We start from the raw sequence: 17,687 nt of genomic DNA on the forward strand, positions 1-17,687 counted from the left end.
GGAGGCACATCATACGAACAAAGGAGATTGCATGGTGACCAAGATAAAAGTAGGCATTATCGGTTTAGGGGAAGTCGCGCAAATGGTTCATTTGCCGATTCTGGAGTCCTTGTCTGAGCTTTATGAGATGGTGGCATTTTGTGATATTTCACCGAAGCTGTTAGCCAAGATCGGTGAGAAATACCGGGTTAAGCAATTATTTCTAAACTATAATGAGATGCTTGAACAGTCCGATCTTGATGCTGTTTTTGTGCTGAATCATATGGATTATCATACGGAATGTACGATTGCAGCATTAAACAAGCATATACACGTATTTGTAGAGAAACCGATGTGCTGTACCCAACGTGAGGTTAATGAAATTATTCAAGCGCGTGACGCTTCAAGTGCACATGTCATGGTGGGTTATATGAGACGGTTTGCTCCCGCCTATCTTCGGGCAATCGAAGAGGTCAAGTCACTGGGACCGATTATCTATGCCCGAGTGCGGGATATCATCGGCCCTAATCAGTTCTTCACGCGTCAATCCAGCCCGGTCTATCGTTTCGATGATATCCCTTCTTCAGCTGTACAGGATCGCAAGGAGCGGACCGCCAGACTAATGAGAGAGGCAATTGGCGAATTATCGGATGAGATGTATGCCGCCTATGGCTTGTTGCTCGGACTGAACAGCCACGACATTTCGGCGATGAGAGAGTTAATCGGGATGCCGATCAGGGTGAAAGCAGCCTCCTCTTGGCTGGGCGGAAAATTCAAGAACGCCATCTTTGAATATGAAGGTTATAACGTGACTTTTGAGACGGGGATAGATCAACAAGGCAGATTTGATGCTCATATCGAGGTGTATGGCGAGAACAAGTCCGTCCTTATCCAGTACGATACCCCGTATATCAGGCAACTGCCAACGACACTGCATATCAGCGAGACGATTGGGGACAATTTCAATCAATCAACGGCTCGAACGACCTACAAGGATGCTTATGTGTATGAACTGGAATATTTCCATGAAGTAGTCACGAAGGGGATGCCGCCAAAGACGACACCAGAGGATTACTTGCAGGATCTCATTATTTTTCAAATGATGATGGACGCTATTCAGCATGAATAAAAGGAAATATTCCGATGGTTAAGTAAGGGGCGAAGACGTGCCGCTCAGGGACTAAATTCGCCTAGACAATGAAATGACCCACTCATAATGTGTGAGCGGGTTATTTCATCAAGTACTGATTTCAGTTTGACTGACTTTTCAGTCCAATTTTTGGAGGGGAATGAACTGTAACAATTGCGGTGATGTTTTTTTATATTCATAAGTATTATTTTTGAAAGAAAGGGTATCATTAAAGTACTTGTGATAAAATTTGGAGGCTAACAAGATGAATCTTAATACGACTGCTAAGCTTACATCTACAGAAATTGCCGCATTATGGACTCAATATATGAACGATACAATGTCTATTTGCTTCGGTAAATATGCATTAGAGATCATTGAGGATCCTGAAATCAAAAACATATATAAAACCGCGCTGAATTTATCAGAAAAGCACGTAGTCAAAATAAAAGAATTCCTTTTGAAAGAAAAATTTCCAATACCCTATGGTTTTACAGAACAAGATGTCAACACGAAAGCCCCAAGGTTATTTTTAGATGGACTTTTTTTGAATTACTTATTAGTTATGATTTATCATGGAATGACAGGCTACTCTATTTCATTACAAGTTTCCTCAAGAGTGGATATTCGTGAATATTATACGGAGTGCAATTATGAAACGATTAAATTATACAACGAGGTAATGGAAATAGCTTTATCAAAAGGGATCTATACAAGACCTCCGTATATTCATTCCTCTGAAATTCCCGAAATGGCGGATAAAAAATTCCTGACAGGCTGGCTTGGAAAACGCAGAGCCTTAACCGCAATTGAAATTAGTAATATTACTTTTAATATGAATAAAACGTATTTGAGCAAAGCAATATCTATGGCGTTTGCTCAAGTAGCTAATGATGAAAAGGTGAAAAGGTATCTACAAAGAGGATTAAAACTTTCCACTAAAATAACGGAAGTATTTAATTCATTTTTTCTTGAAAGTAATTTAAATTTCCCTGTTTCCTGGGAGTCAATGGTTACTAATTCAACAACATCGCCTTTTTCTGATAAACTCATCATGTTTCACATCGGATTCCTATCATCAGCAGCAGTCGGGTTTTATGGTGCTGGACAAGCTACTTGTATGAGAAGAGATTTATCCGCCCAATATCTAAAACTGATCGGCGAACAATTATTATTTTCAGAGGATGGAGCAGAACTTATGTTAGAAAGAGGATGGTTTGAGAAACCTCCTATGGCTGAAGATCGAAATGCGTTAATGATGAAGTAGTTATTCTCCCTGCATATAATCTGTGTCCCGGATCTCATCGGTCGATGGTTCCTTAATATGCACCATAATTCTGACCAGATACTCCTCCGGGTTTTGTAGCGACACCTCATCCTGCAAGTACTCCTCGTAAGCATCACCAATTACAACATATTGTTTCTTCTCCATGTAATCAAAAATTTGCGGATAGATTTTATCTGTATCTCCATAATCCGCCCGGGTGTACGAAACCAAGTAGAATCCCTCCGGCATATATTCTTGTTCATGAAAATGAGTTTCAATGCGACTAAACATATGGGACACCATATCCCCGTCTTTCTTCCGTAAATCCTCCTTTTTAACAATAACACCATTTGGATATCCGATGGGCGCATTCTCCCTCTGCAGACGCAGTTGAAAATCATCCCAGAGATCTTCGAGAATTTGCTTCTTGGATGCGTGAACGCGGCAACTCAACAGCACAGGAACCCTAGAATGCCGGATCACCTGCATCTGGCTTGTGTTTACATGGATCGAATGTTCAATATTCTCAGCTTGCATGCTGATCATTTGCCCTATTCGCTCAAGCTTGGCGATCTGCAATTGGATAACCTCTTCCTGTTTTCGTAGAAATTCAAGTGTACTGGCAGGAGTTCGATGGCTCAGATGCTCCCGAATTTCGTCAAGAGACATGCCAAACTCCTTGAAGACATGAATTATTCCGATCGTATCCAACTGGTTGCGATGGTAATAGCGATACCCGTTGTCGGCAACAAATGCCGGCTTGAACAGCCCAATATGATCATAGTAAATCAGTGTTTTGCGTGGAACATCTGACATTTTGGAAAAAGTACTTATGGATAGCCTATCGGTTTGATTCATGGCAGTCTCCCAAAAATAGAAAAATCGTATTGACTGTATAGTTACTATACAGTTTATGATAGCATCTATTGAGCCACTTCATCAACAAAGTCGAAGGAGACGAACTACCCATGCAAATGTTGGAAACCAATCGATTGAGGTTAAGAAATTTTTACGTGACGGATGCTCAGGCATTTTTGGAATATGCGGCTAATCCCAGAGTGAACTGCTTCCTTAGCGATAAAGTTTCGACATTGGAAGAAGCAGCTTTAAAGCTTCAAAATAGAAGCAATGAAGACTCCTATATTGCAGTCTGCCTGAAAGAGAGCAATGCACTAATAGGCGAACTATTTTATCTGCAAGATGAACCTGATACGTTTAGCGTTGGATGGAATTTCAATGCCAGATATGAAGGAATGGGATATGCTCGTGAAAGCGTGGAAGCTTTTTTCCAATATCTCTTTACGCAAAAAGAAGCCAGAAGACTGTATGCGTATGTCGAGGATGATAACTTAAGATCACAAAAACTATGTGAAAAATTAGATATGCGCAAAGAAGGTTGTTTTATAGAATTTGTTTCTTTTACTGAATACGAAGATGGGACACCCAAATATGAAAATACCTTCCAATATGCATTGTTAAAAAGAGAGTGGCTCCAAAGAATAACTTAAGCTTGAATGTATGGTTGTAAAAGATTATTATGGACTTGTAGATAGGAGGGATACCATGCCTATTATTCAAGCGCTGGACAGAGCATTGAAAATATTGGACTTATTCGACGAGCATACGACTGAGCTGAAAATTACAGAAATCAGCGCAAGAATGGAGCTTCACAAGAGTACGATACACTCCTTATTAAAAACTCTTCAGTTACACGGTTACATCAATCAGGATATGGAAACAGGAAGGTACAAGTTAGGGTTAAAGCTCCTGGAAAAGGGACAGCTTATGCTGCAAAGCCTAGACATCCGTACAGTTGCCCGAAAGCACCTGGCTGCTTTGTCGGAGCAAACAGGTCAAACAACCCATCTTGTTATTCTTGATGGGAAGGAAGGCGTGTATTTGGATAAAGTGGAAGGGGAAAAGGCGGCGATCCGTTATTCCCGAATAGGCCGCAGAATTTCACTTCACAGTAGCGCGGTAGGAAAGGTGCTGGCTGCCTTTAGAACAAAGGAAGAGATCGATAAGCTCCTTCGGAATTACCATTTCTCCAAGATTACAGATGCGACGATTACGGAGATAGAGGCATTCCTTAACGAGCTGAATCAGGTAAGGGAGCAAGGGTATTCCATTGACAATCAGGAGAACGAACCGGGCGTACGATGCGCTGCAGCACCTATTTTCGAGCATAATGGCTCGGTTGTAGCAGCGATCAGCATATCATCGTTGATTTCAACGGTAGATGATTTATTGTTTAAACAGTATATTGCTTTACTTAAGAAAGAAGCAGAAACGATTTCACAGACCCTGGGGTTTCGGCAAGTTTTGTAAAGCATGTCGAGTCCAGGCATTTTTACACCATTTTTTGAGAACGATGTTTTATAATATAAAACAAATTTAGAGGAGTGAGCAATTTATGAAAATTATTCGTTTTATAAATGAAGGGCTTTCACAACTAGCTGCAGTTGATGACGAAGGGCAAATTTTCGTATTGCTGCAAAGCGATTTTTTAGCTTTGATTCAAGAAGCTGACGAAAAAGAGATGTCACCGCTCGAGTTGGTTTTGAAAATGATCGAAGGCCGTGAAGCGCTAACATGTCAAGTAGATCAGCTGGAGCTACTCGTTCCAATTGAAGCACCAGAAGTATGGGCTGCTGGGGTTACCTATGAGCGAAGCAGAGACGCACGGAATTATGAGGCGACCGAAGGCAGACTGGATGCCTTGACCTTTTATGATAAAGTTTATGACGCTGTGCGCCCGGAGATTTTTTTTAAATCCACGGCTGCTCGAACGGTAGGTCCAGGCGGCGAAGTACAACTCCGAAGCGATTCCGTGTGGCAGGTGCCAGAACCTGAGTTAGGTCTTGTTCTAAACGCTATGGGGAAAATTGTAGGATACACCATTGGCAATGATATGAGCTGCCGGGATATTGAAGGCGAGAATCCGCTCTACCTGCCTCAGGCCAAAGTATGGAAGCGTTCCTGCTCTCTGGGACCAGCGATCCGTTTAGCCGAAACGGTAGACGACCCTTACAACTTTCAGATTACAAGCCGAATATATCGCAATGGGGAAAAAGCTGTCGAGGGAACGGCTAATACCAATCAGCTAAAACGAAAGCTTGATGAATTGACCGAATTTTTAATTCGGGATAATGAATTATTTGACGGGACCGTGCTTCTGACAGGAACGTGTATTGTGCCGCCTAACGAGTTTACACTCGCTCACGGAGACCGGATCGAAATTGAGATTAGCGGTATTGGGAAACTTGTTAATCATGTTGTAGGTGCAGGAAGCTAATCTATAATTATCTGATTGGTAGATAACATACATTTAAGGAGGAATATATATGACATCCGTATTTGTTGGAGGGCAAACTTATTTAAACTATATAAACGGTGAATGGTGTGCAGCCGGCGCTGGGCAAACTGTTCCCAGCATAAACCCAGCTAAAAGAACTGAAGTCGTGGGCTATGTCCAATTGTCGTCATTGGAGGAATTGAACCAAGCCGTTGCTTCCGCCAAAGCGGCGCAGCAAGGTTGGAGGAAGCTATCGGGATCGGCGAGAGGGGATTATCTGTTTAAAGCGGCCAATGCACTTGAGAGACGCATCGATGAAATTGCCGAGACGATGACACGGGAAATGGGCAAAACATTGCCGGAAGCAAAGGGCGAAACTGCACGAGGGATCGCAATCTTGCGCTACTATGCCGGGGAGGGGATGCGGAAAATCGGGGATGTGATTCCCTCCACGGATAGCGAAGCGCTGATGTTTACGACCCGTGTGCCCCTTGGGGTTGTCGGAGTTATTTCACCTTGGAATTTTCCAGTGGCGATTCCAATATGGAAAATGGCGCCAGCCTTAATCTATGGCAATACGGTTGTGCTGAAGCCTGCTCAGGAGACAGCCGTAACGGCTGCCAAAGTCGTTGAATGCATCGCTGAAGCGGGACTTCCTGCAGGTGTATTAAATATGGTAACAGGCAGCGGATCTGTGATTGGGCAAGGTCTTGCAGAGCATCCGGATGTAAACGGAATTACGTTTACCGGCTCCAATCAAGTTGGCAAACGGGTCGGTCAAGCAGCACTAGCCAGAGGGGCGAAATATCAGCTTGAGATGGGAGGGAAAAATCCGATCATTATCGCTGAGGATGCCGATTTGGATTTGGCTGTCGACGCGACGATCAGTGGCGGAATCCGTTCGACAGGACAGAAATGCACGGCAACAAGCCGTGTCATTGTATTGCGTGTTGTGTATGAAGCTTTCAAAGAAAAACTATTGATCAAATTAAAAGGTATAACAGTTGGTCACGGTTTGGATGCCGGTACATGGCTGGGCCCTTGCGCCAACGAAAATCAGCTGCGAACGGTGCAGTCCTACATTCAGAAAGGGATAGAGGAAGGAGCGGATCTTATATTCGGTGGAGCATCACCGGATCACCCGGATCTCGCCGAAGGCTTCTACATTCAGCCCACCGTGTTCGATAAAGTAACTTCGGAAATGGCGATTGCCCGGGAAGAAATATTCGGCCCGATACTTGCGCTAATTCAGGTCGAATCCATGGAAGAAGCCATTCAACTGGCTAACGATTCGGATTATGGTCTGAGCGCTTCTATTTACACGCAAAGCATAAGCAATATTCTTTTGTTTATTCAAGATATGGACGCCGGTTTAATAAGAATTAATTCCGAGACAGCCGGAGTAGAGCTGCAGGCTCCGTTCGGCGGAATGAAGCAGTCTAGCTCTCATTCGCGCGAGCAAGGCCAGGCGGCGATTGAATTTTACACATCGATAAAAACGGTATTTCTCAAAGCGTAAGCGTATCACTTTTGCTATGAAACCTAATTCGGAAGGGCGTGGGTTAATGACAGAGCAATTAATATCGATTATGGTAAATGAAAATAACAATTTGTTTACAATCCGTACGCACACGCAAGGCCCAAAAGGCTCATTGCCACTAACAAAAGAAATGTTATTGCATGCTCCAAGCGGAGAATTGTTCGGACTTACCCAAAATGTTGGGATGGGGTGGAAACCGTCTCGCCTGAAGGGTAAACAGTATCTGTTGTTAAGCACGCAAGGGGGGATACGTAAGGAAGACGGGAGTCCAGTTGCACTCGGCTATCATACCGGTCACTGGGAGGTTGGCCTGCTGACGCAGGCCGCTGCAGAGGTGATCACAGAAAGCGGAGGGGTTCCTTTCGCCGGATATGTGAGCGACCCTTGCGACGGTAGGTCCCAGGGCACGGAAGGCATGTTTGACTCTCTTCCTTACCGCAACGATGCAGCGATCGTTTTCCGGCGTCTTATCCGCTCCTTGCCTACACGGAAAGGAGTGCTCGGTGTGGCGACCTGCGACAAGGGACTGCCTGCCATGATGATTGCTCTCGCCGGGATGCACGAGCTCCCTTGCGTAATTGTGCCCGGCGGAGTGACATTGCCTCCCACGGAGGGCGAAGATGCCGGGAAAATCCAAACCATAGGTGCAAGGTATGCTAATGGCGAAATCAGCCTAGAAGATGCTGCCGACCTCGGCTGCCGGGCCTGTGCCACACCGGGCGGAGGCTGCCAGTTTCTTGGAACGGCAGCTACTTCGCAGGTCATTGCAGAGGCTATGGGCATGACGGTGCCTCACGCTGCGCTTGCACCATCAGGACAGCCCGTATGGGAAGAGATGGCCAGGCAGTCGGCCCGCGCGATGATGACGCTAGAGGAAAAGGGAATCCGGATGAAGGATATATTGACCGAAGCGTCCATCCACAATGCGATGGTTGTTCATGCGGCCTTCGGCGGATCGACCAATTTATTGCTGCATATCCCTGCTTTCGCTCACTCGGCAGGACTGCCCATTCCGTCTGTTCAAGATTGGATTCGTATCAATAAAGCCGTACCAAGGCTAGTCAGCGTATTGCCGAATGGTCCGGATTATCATCCGACTGTGCGCGTGTTTTTGGCCGGAGGGGTACCGGAAGTGATGCTGCATCTCCGACGTTTGGGGGTACTGAAAGAAAATGCGTTGACCGTAACCGGTGAAACGCTGGGTACTGTATTGGATTGGTGGGAAACGAGCGAGCGCCGAGGGCGGATGAGAAGTCTGCTCATGGAAATAGATGGCATCGATCCGGATTACGTAATTATGAATCCAGAACGTGCCAAAGAAAGGGGGTTGACCTCGACGGTTACGTTTCCTACTGGGAATCTGGCTCCGGAAGGTTCGGTGATTAAATCGACGGCGATAGACCCTTCAACTATTGGAGAGGATGGGGTATACCGCCATCGGGGCAATGCCAAGGTGTTTACCTCGGAGAAAGCGGCTATCTCGGCAATAAAGAAAGGCGGCATTCAAGCCGGAGATATTATGGTGTTGATTGGGCGCGGACCATTGGGGACCGGGATGGAGGAGACTTATCAACTAACCTCAGCACTAAAGCATTTGCCGTTCGGCAAATACGTGTCCTTAATTACCGACGCCCGGTTTTCGGGTGTATCCACAGGTGCCTGCATCGGTCATGTTGGACCTGAAGCGCTAGCTGGAGGTCCAATTGGTAAACTGCGGGATGGAGATACAATCGACATCGTAGTTGACCGAAATCGTTTGGAAGGCAGCATTCATTTTCTAGGCGATGGTGGCAAATTGCTGTCCCCAGAAGAAGGAGCCCGTGTGCTTGCTGCCCGCGACCCTCACCCAGAGCTCGCCTCTGACGAAAAACTACCAGCAGATACTCGTTTATGGGCTGCCTTACAGTCTGTCAGCGGTGGAACCTGGGCAGGGAGTGTTTATGATGTGGATCGAATTCTCGCTGTATTGGAAGCAGGTACAAAAGCATTGGCTGTGCAGAACAATTAGGTGATAATTACTATATTGCCACATCCACGTGTGAATGATATTTTGTAGGGCTTTGCATACAATGAGGACGCTTACATTACAACAAGATTTGGTAAGTAAAGTAAAAAGTTGTACATTGTCTGGATGTTTTGCCAACCCTATAATGAAAACATAACCACGTCACTGCAGTGATAGCTTTAAATACTCAATATAGGGGGATGTACATGAAGCTAAACCAACACAAAATGAAAGCGTTGTCTGTTTCCTTACTTGCCATGACAACGCTCATATCGGCTTGCACCAGCCAGAACAATCCAACGAGTACTGAACAGAAAGAAGCAGTGAGCACAGCCGGAAATACTGATGTGAAAAGTGCAAATATAGAACCGCTGGGCAAGTATGATCCGCCGATTGAGGTATCGTTTGTCCGGAACCTCAACGATGTTGTTGAAAATAACGTACTCGGTGTGCTTAAAGGTGAATCGTTTGAAGATAACAGATGGACACGTCTATATAAGGAACAGCTCGGGATCAATATTAAAAATAACTGGGTCGTAAAGGGGAGCGATACTTCTGATCAGTATTTACAGAAACTGAATGTAACGCTGGCCTCTGGCGATCTGCCTGATGTTATTCCAGTGAACGCGACTCAGTTAAAGCAATTAGCAGATTCCGGCCAAATCGAAGATATGACAGCTTTATATGAGAAATATGCGGCTCCCCTAACCAAAGAGATCTTATCGCAAGAGGGAAAAAGCCCATTCGATGCTGCAACGATTGATGGCAAACTGATGGCGATCCCGCAGGTCGACTCCTCGCTTGAACGCGCTATGTTTATCTGGATTCGTACGGATTGGCTTAACAAATTAGGATTGCAGCCGCCAAAGACGATGGCTGATGTACAAACCATTTCAAAAGCATTTGCCGAGAAGGACCCGGATGGCAATGGGAAAAAGGATACATTTGGCCTCGGTTTAAACAAAGCTTTGTGGGGAGGAGCTATAGGGTTAGAGGGGTTCATGGCAGGGTATAAGGCTTATCCGAATATGTGGATTACCGATGCATCCGGAAAGCTGATGTTTGGCGGTATTCAGCCGGAAGTTAAGAAAGCGCTTCAAGCCCTTCAAGGTATGTTTAAGAATGGAGAAATTGATCAGGAATTCGGGATTAAAGATGGTGGCAAGGTATCTGAGCAAATAGCTGCTGGCAAGATCGGAATGGAGTATGGCGAACAGTGGAACTCCATCTGGCCGCTTCAATTGAACCGTAACAATGACCCGAATGCACAATGGCGGGCATTCCCGATCGTTTCGGAATCCGGCGATACACCTAAAGTTCCTTTGAGGTTCAGTACAAGCAAGTTTTTTGCGGTGAAAAAGGGTTTGAAGCATCCTGAGGCGGTTATCAAGCTGTTCAATATGCATCTGGAGAAAAACTTTGGCAAAACAGCGGAGTTTGACAAATACTATGCACCGCCGGAAGCAGAGAGCGTATGGCAGCTGTCGCCGGTAACTCCGAGTCCGGTAAAGAAAAATGTAGAGGCATTCAGAGCGATCGATGCGGCACGTAAAGCGAACGACTTCTCGACCCTGAAGGGAGAAGCTAAAACGATTCAAGGCAAAATAGAAGCTTTCAATTCGGGTTCAAAAGAAGGGTTTGCATTGTGGGGATGGGAACGCATTTATGGTCCGGAAGGCTCTGAAGGGGTCGTTGACCAGTACGATAAAAATAATCAATTCCTGATGGATAAATTCGTAGGCGCACCTACGCCAACGATGGTTGAGCGGAAATCGACTTTAGAAAAATTAATGAATGAGACATACACCAAAATTATTATGGGCGGCTCTGTAGATGATTTCGATAAGTTTGTGAAAGACTGGACTAAGCTAGGCGGCGAGCAAATTACGAAAGAAGTCAATGAATGGTATGCAGCAACGAAGAAGTAGATGCGGGCAGAGGACGGGTTAACCATCCTTCCTCTGCTTTTTATGCATTAAATAATGGAGGTTATTGTATGGGTATCGGGAAAATGTGGAGAGAGCTTCCGCTGCATCTGATGATGTTACCGGGATTAGTACTCATTGTGCTATTCTCATATGTCCCAATGGCGGGAATTGTCATTGCATTTCAAAAATTCATCCCTGCAAAGGGATTATTCGGTGACCAGCGATGGGTCGGGTTGGATAATTTCAGATATGTCATGAACCTGCCCAGCTTTAATCAGGTCCTGTGGAATACCCTCTTTATTTCAAGTCTTAAGCTTATTCTAGGCTTAATCGTGCCGATTATTTTCGCCATTCTTCTTAACGAATTGAAGAATGCGGTAATTAAAAGAAGCGTGCAAACCACCATTTATTTACCCTATTTCCTCTCTTGGGTTGTTCTAGGAGGGATACTTATTGATATTCTATCGCCTTCTACCGGTATTGTTAACCAATTATTAGGTGCCTTCGGTTTGAATAAGATATTTTTCCTTGGAGACAATCATTGGTTTCCGTTTACACTCGTATCATCGGATATATGGAAAAATTTTGGTTATGGAACTATCGTGTATTTGGCGGCTATCACGGGCATTGACCCTGGCTTATACGAATCTGCCACGATTGACGGCGCAAACCGCTGGCATAAGATATGGCATATCACGATTCCAGGGATGCGAATGGTCATTGTTTTGTTGTCAGTTCTCAGTTTAGGACAGCTTTTGAACGCAGGCTTCGATCAAGTGTTCAATTTATATAGCCCTCAGGTGTATGAAAGCGGCGATATTCTGGATACTTTTGTATATCGGATTGGATTATTGGATGCTCAATACGGTGTTGCAACGGCAGTCGGACTATTCAAATCACTAGTTTCGCTTATTTTGATTTCAAGTTCTTACTTTGTGGCGTATCGGTTTGCAAAATATAGAATCTTCTAGGAGGAGGGAAAACTGTGGTACAACCATCACCCAGTTCTGTGTCTGATACTTATATCCGGGTACCTAACAGTCGATTCCGATTCGAGTGGTTTTCCGTTCTGAATGTGTCCTTTCTGATTATCGTATCGTTAATTTGTGTCCTCCCGTTAATTCATATCATTGCTATCTCGTTTAGTTCAAGTACGGCAGCCGCAGCAGGTCATGTAAAATTGTGGCCGGTTGACTTTACATTAGCATCTTACAAGTTTACGGCTAGTCGGGAAGCGTTCTGGCAATCCATGCTTGTATCCTTGGAGCGCATCGCGATCGGGACGCCGTTAAATTTGATTTTAACCATCCTCGTTGCATTTCCTTTATCTAAGGAAACGAAGGCGTTTCGCATGCGAATGGTTTATGCTTGGATTTTCTTTATCACGATGCTTTTTCATGGTGGTTTGATCCCTTGGTACTCAACACTTAAGCAGTACAATATGCTGGATACGATTTGGGCGCTCGTGCTGCCCGGCGCGGTTCCCGTATTCAGTGTGGTCCTGCTGCTTAATTTCTTTCGAGAGGTGCCGAAGGAGCTGGAGGAGGCAGCAGTCATGGACGGTGCAAGCTATTGGACGACACTCTGGAAAATCTATGTGCCGATATCCAAGCCTGCTCTTGCAACGCTTGCTTTATTTTCCATGGTAGAACATTGGAACAGTTGGTTTGACGGCCTCCTGCTAATGGGAGACCCTAGTCATTACCCGCTGCAAAGCTATATTCAAACCATCGTCATTCAACAAAATTTAACGAATATATCACGTGACGAAGCCATAAATATGGCTCTCATTTCTGATCGGACGCTGAAAGCCTCACAGATCTTCTTGGGTTCCCTTCCCATTATCTTGGCGTATCCCTTCCTGCAGAAATATTTTGTTAAAGGGATTGTCCTTGGTAGCGTTAAGGGGTAAAGGATGGATGGCTTCCTCTTGAAAATGCTTGGGAAACCTACAAACTTCAGGCTATAATGGAAGAAAAAAGTTGGGGGCTTGCACCTTGATCAACCGTCAGCCATTCACTTTGCGGAACACGATTTTCCTTCGACTACTCAGTACTTTTTTGCTTATTATGCTGCCCATTTTATTATTTGGCGTCTACCTGTATAACTGGATCGTCCAGACGGCAAGCGAAGACATCTCCAAAACGGCAGTATCCCAACTAACCTTCTATGTAAACGATCTTGAGAAAGAGATAGAACGGATGAAGTTGCTGCAGTTTGGCGTTATCGAGGATGAAGATCTCAATGAACTGACGCTGACCTGGGACACGATGGATGTGTTTAAACGCACTGAAAAAATTAACGCGCTGCGAAAACGTCTCTATGCAATTCAAAACAGCAGTCCTTATATTAAAAATGTAAGTGCTCATATTTATCCGATATTCAAAACGATTTCATCCGCCAATGGCCCAAGCGAATTTGATACCGAACGGTACAATGGCTTGCGCTCGGATTTAAGCAGTAGGAATAAACAGATTATTGAGTGGAATGGCGGATTATTTGTAAGTGCCGCGAAACAGGGAGTGACCAATGGAAATCAACCATTGTTCATCATTGAAATCGAACTGGATCAAGAGAGACTACAGGAGGCGTTAGACCAGTTCAACACATATCCCGGAAGCGGAACATTGATGACCAAGGAGAATACCAGTGTTATTCTGACGAGTGGATCTTTAGAGCGCTTATGGAAGGATATACCAGCGACCATTGTACAAATAAAACAAAATCCAGTTCATAATACGGGGACCTTTACCATCTCGGGAAGCCGCTATTATACCGCAACTGCAAGCTCTGATTATTTAAATATTTCTATTTACCGGTTTATCCCAGAGCAAATTATTAAGAAGCCGCTGGACAAGTTTTATCTGTGGGCATGGTTATTTATTTTCGTTGCTATTGTCATCATTGCCATTTATGCATTCTCCACCTACAAATTTATTCACAAACCGTTGTTAACGCTAGTTAAAAGCTTTCGGCGTATGGAAAATGGAGATCTGGATGTGAACATCCAGCACGAGTCTAAGGATGAGCTCGGTTACTTGTATGGCCGATTTAACCAGATGGTCACCAATCTTGGTTCTTTGATCGATCAAGTGTATAAGCAGAAAATCATGACACAACGGGCGGAGTTGAAGCAGCTTCAATCGCAGATTAATCCACATTTTCTATACAACAGTTTCTTTATCTTGAGAACGATGGCGAAGATTGGAGACGTTGAACGAATCGGACAGTTCGTCACACAGCTTGGTGAATATTTTCAATTTGTTACCAGGAATGCTTCAGATGAAGTGCTGTTGAAACAAGAAATTCACCATGCCAGAATGTACACGGAGATTCAGGAACTACGCTTCTCACGGCGTATCCGGGTGCAATTCGACGCTCTACCGCGGGAAATTGAACAGATGTCAGTACCACGTTTAATTGTGCAGCCCATTATCGAGAATGCATTTGAACACAGTTTGGAACAAATGAAACGCAGTGGATACATTATGATTCGCTTCGAGTTGGAAGAGGCTGAGATACGTATTATTGTGGAAGATAATGGTGATAGCTTGACGGATGAGACACTGGAACGTATCTCTGATACGCTGGATAATGGTGATGAACATGCGGAGACAACAGGCTTAGTGAATATTCACCGCCGTGTCAAAATGACATTCGGTGAAGCATATGGTCTACGAATAAGCCGAAGCGAGCTCGGGGGATTGAAAGGTATCATTTCTATTCCTTTTAAAGGTGGTTATGCTCATGATTAGAATGCTGATCGTTGATGATGAGGAAATCATTACAGACGGGCTGTTTGACGTATTTAGCCAACTGAATCTCAATCTTGATTTGTATAAAGCCTATTCCGGTGAAGAAGCGCTGGATTGGATGAATACGACGAGAGTGGACATCGTGTTGTCCGATATTCGTATGCCCGGGATGGATGGTCTCGAGCTAATGAGAAACATACGGAGTAGTTGGCCGCATTGCAAAATCATTTTTTTGACAGGATATAATGATTTTGATTATGTCTACCAAGCGATTCAATCACCCGGTGTTAGCTATCTCCTCAAGAGTGAGGAATACGATAAGATTATCAAGGCCGTAACAGATGCGATTCATGAACTTGAAAGCAGTTTAAAATTCCATGATCTAGTCAAGCAATCGCGAGAGAAGCTTACTACACTCGAAACCCTTGCTCAAGGGAATTATTTCCGTTATTTGCTTCAAGGGACACGAACAACGGGGGAGTTAGAAGTTGATTTCCGTAATCTGGGCATTGCTCTTGATTCAGCTTTGCCCATTCTTGTTGCGGTAGCTGACATGCACCGTACGAACACACACCATTCCTTTGCGGAAAGCCAGAATGCGGCACTTGCTGTGAAATTTTTGGCAGAGACATTCCTGGCAGAACGGACAGATAGTCTTGGAATCATTGATCATTATGGCGGTCTCGTCTGGCTTGTTCAACCAAAGCATGGCCAAGTAAGGGAACTGGACGAAGCCTATGCCCGCACGGTCAAATTTCTAGAGGGACAATTTGAGCTTATGCAACAAGCTTGTCATGATTCTTTGGGAATTACTTTTGCCATTACGATTTGCGCAGATACCTACGAATGGAAACAACTTTCAGAGATATACGATCGATTGAGAAGTGAGCAGTACCGACGAGCGGGAGATGGTGCCCAGATGGTTCAAACAGTCACTTTGGGAACCATTGGAACAGCAGCCAACTCAAGAACGCTGAAAGAAAAGGCGGAGTCCTTGGCGATTCATCTAGAAGGCGGAAATAGAGAGGGATTTCTCCATCTGTTCGACGAACTAATGAAAACGGCTTTCGATGAACGAGGAAATGGAGGCCCTTTTGCAGTGGAACTGTATTATACGATTGCACTCTTCTTACTATCCTATATTAACCGTTGGGAGCTGCACGGTAAGGTTGGAACAACCGGGCTTATGCAAAGAGATAGGCATTCATCATGGCAAGATAGCTACGAGTTTTTGAAACAGACCGCAGAGTCCTTGTTCTCTCTTCGATTGAGTGTAGAACGCAATAGAGCAGCAGCCGTGATAGAGAAGATCCGGTTGTATATTGAGGAGCATCTGGGTGAAGACTTATCTCTCGTACGTTTAGCTAGCGTGATACACTTCAACCCGTCCTATTTATCTCGGCTTTTTAAACAGGAAAGTGGCATTAATCTATCTGAATATATTGATGAAGTTAGAATGGAGAAAGCCAAAAATTTGCTCAAGAAAGATGAACTTAAAATTGCTGAAGTGGGCGTTCAGGTAGGGTATGAAACCCCACACTCTTTTACTCGATTTTTCAAAAAATCAACCAGCATGACGCCAGCGGAGTATCGTGAGATTGTAAGGAAATAAGCGTATTGATTAGGCGTCGTAGACAACTTTGTTATCGTTCTAGGAAGTTGCTCGGTCTTTATGAGCATAAAGTGATTTTTGATGACGACATGGGTTACCGTAATTATGGTATCGCTTAAGGAGGCATTGTTGATACAGCGCAGGAACCATTTCCGAAAAAAACATTCCCAAAGGCCGTCTACCAAAATTGCGGACCTGCCAATAAGCACTAGTTTGGCGTAATTGCCTCATTAGTAGAGGCTCATTGTTGTATGCCTTGAGACCATTTAGTTATTCATTAAAAAATTGAAATTGACCTTGCCGCTCTTCTCAGCCTTTAATCGGCCGAAGAGTCTTTTGTTGTTGAACGCGTATAAGAGATACGGCGATGATCAACGTGGACTCGCCGGTTGGGGCGATCACGGTTTTGTTTATTGCACCCAAAAGTGTTTTCAATTATTTATCTTTTAGCCGTTTGAATATCAGTTTTTGATACCAAGCACTCAGTGAATAAGATGGCGGGTTAAAAACAAAATAATTAACGGAGCCGACCGTTAAGGAATCTCTGGTCTTCTAAATCGCCGCCCTGCAGCGCGGCGCCAAAAACAGCTACAGCCAAGGACAAGATGATGTCTCGGCTGCCGCTGTTTTTTTATGCCCCTACTCCGCTAGTCCATTCTCTCAAGTCATTTAGTAGAGTGAGCCGATGTGAATCGATTCGTTATCATACGGAATCCAAGATTTATATAAGAGGCTAAAGAATGGGGTTGTGTATATATAACAAGAATATGTACTTTTATCTCAACTTAGTTAATTGTTCGTGTGAACGGTTTCAATTAGGATAAACCTATAGACGAAATAGCTTAAGAAACTATATGAAAGCGCTTAACATAATGATTTTGAGTCCGCCTTGATGATAGATAAGTGCTTGAAGTTTCTTGAAACAGAAGATACGTCACCTTCTTGAAGGGAGGGGATATCGGAAACTGCATGCGATTACATGTCAAATAGGAAGTGGGGGTAAAGTGTCAACAATCTGTACGAAAACCGGGCAGTGGGCAGGCCTATCGAATTGAATGTTAATTTTAACCCATGTAAAGAAACGAAAGGGATGAAGGAATGAGTCGACGGCGCTCAGTGATGTATGGATTTTTAGCTCTTGTTATGTTTTTATCTACAATTTTATTACCACTTAGTT

13 protein-coding genes are annotated in these 17,687 nt (G+C 44.3%); 12 read left to right on the forward strand and 1 reads right to left on the reverse strand.

Going from position 1 to position 17,687, the window contains the following annotated elements:
* Positions 1 to 31: 31 nt before the first annotated feature.
* Together LOZ80_RS03940 and LOZ80_RS03945 are read left to right on the forward strand one after the other, a co-directional pair.
* Positions 32 to 1,108 (forward strand): Gfo/Idh/MocA family protein, encoded by a 1,077-nt coding sequence (locus LOZ80_RS03940; protein WP_238170194.1) that lies wholly within the window; start codon positions 32 to 34, stop codon positions 1,106 to 1,108.
* 265 nt (positions 1,109 to 1,373) lie between these two features.
* Positions 1,374 to 2,375: a DUF3231 family protein gene (locus LOZ80_RS03945; protein ID WP_238170195.1), complete on the forward strand. Its 1,002-nt coding sequence runs from the start codon at positions 1,374 to 1,376 to the stop codon at positions 2,373 to 2,375.
* On the opposite strand, the gene LOZ80_RS03950 is transcribed toward LOZ80_RS03945, so the two are convergent.
* Positions 2,376 to 3,233 (reverse strand): MerR family transcriptional regulator, encoded by an 858-nt coding sequence (locus tag LOZ80_RS03950; protein WP_238170196.1) that lies wholly within the window; start codon positions 3,231 to 3,233, stop codon positions 2,376 to 2,378.
* A 110-nt stretch (positions 3,234 to 3,343) separates the two neighbouring features.
* Here LOZ80_RS03950 and LOZ80_RS03955 point away from each other — a divergent pair, with 110 nt between their 5' ends.
* From LOZ80_RS03955 to LOZ80_RS04000, 10 genes are all read left to right on the forward strand, one after another.
* Complete coding sequence (locus tag LOZ80_RS03955) at positions 3,344 to 3,883, forward strand: GNAT family N-acetyltransferase (RefSeq protein WP_238170197.1); 540 nt, start codon at positions 3,344 to 3,346, stop codon at positions 3,881 to 3,883.
* A gap of 55 nt (positions 3,884 to 3,938) precedes the next feature.
* Positions 3,939 to 4,703 (forward strand): IclR family transcriptional regulator, encoded by a 765-nt coding sequence (locus LOZ80_RS03960; protein WP_238170198.1) that lies wholly within the window; start codon positions 3,939 to 3,941, stop codon positions 4,701 to 4,703.
* An 85-nt stretch (positions 4,704 to 4,788) separates the two neighbouring features.
* Positions 4,789 to 5,670: a fumarylacetoacetate hydrolase family protein gene (locus tag LOZ80_RS03965; RefSeq protein WP_238170199.1), complete on the forward strand. Its 882-nt coding sequence runs from the start codon at positions 4,789 to 4,791 to the stop codon at positions 5,668 to 5,670.
* A gap of 49 nt (positions 5,671 to 5,719) precedes the next feature.
* Positions 5,720 to 7,189 (forward strand): alpha-ketoglutaric semialdehyde dehydrogenase GucD, encoded by a 1,470-nt coding sequence (gucD, locus tag LOZ80_RS03970; protein ID WP_238170200.1) that lies wholly within the window; start codon positions 5,720 to 5,722, stop codon positions 7,187 to 7,189.
* A 46-nt stretch (positions 7,190 to 7,235) separates the two neighbouring features.
* Complete coding sequence (locus LOZ80_RS03975) at positions 7,236 to 9,218, forward strand: YjhG/YagF family D-xylonate dehydratase (RefSeq protein ID WP_238170201.1); 1,983 nt, start codon at positions 7,236 to 7,238, stop codon at positions 9,216 to 9,218.
* 203 nt (positions 9,219 to 9,421) lie between these two features.
* Entirely contained in the window at positions 9,422 to 11,143 is a 1,722-nt protein-coding gene (locus LOZ80_RS03980; protein WP_238170202.1) for an extracellular solute-binding protein, read from the forward strand.
* Between the two features lie 68 nt (positions 11,144 to 11,211).
* Positions 11,212 to 12,114, forward strand: a complete 903-nt coding sequence (locus LOZ80_RS03985; protein WP_238170203.1) for an ABC transporter permease — start codon at positions 11,212 to 11,214, stop codon at positions 12,112 to 12,114.
* Between the two features lie 53 nt (positions 12,115 to 12,167).
* Positions 12,168 to 13,055, forward strand: a complete 888-nt coding sequence (locus LOZ80_RS03990) for a carbohydrate ABC transporter permease (protein ID WP_238172891.1) — start codon at positions 12,168 to 12,170, stop codon at positions 13,053 to 13,055.
* Between the two features lie 85 nt (positions 13,056 to 13,140).
* The gene (locus tag LOZ80_RS03995) at positions 13,141 to 14,898 is read left to right on the forward strand and encodes a sensor histidine kinase (RefSeq protein WP_238170204.1); all 1,758 of its coding nucleotides are present in this window, start codon (positions 13,141 to 13,143) and stop codon (positions 14,896 to 14,898) included.
* Positions 14,891 to 16,510 carry a response regulator transcription factor gene (locus LOZ80_RS04000; protein ID WP_238170205.1) on the forward strand — a complete coding sequence of 540 codons (1,620 nt, stop codon included), beginning with the start codon at positions 14,891 to 14,893 and terminating at the stop codon, positions 16,508 to 16,510. Before LOZ80_RS03995 ends, LOZ80_RS04000 begins: the two co-directional genes overlap by 8 nt.
* Positions 16,511 to 17,687: the final 1,177 nt, after the last annotated feature.

The sequence above is a fragment of the Paenibacillus sp. HWE-109 genome (assembly GCF_022163125.1).
Taxonomy (GTDB): Bacteria; Bacillota; Bacilli; order Paenibacillales; family NBRC-103111; genus Paenibacillus_E.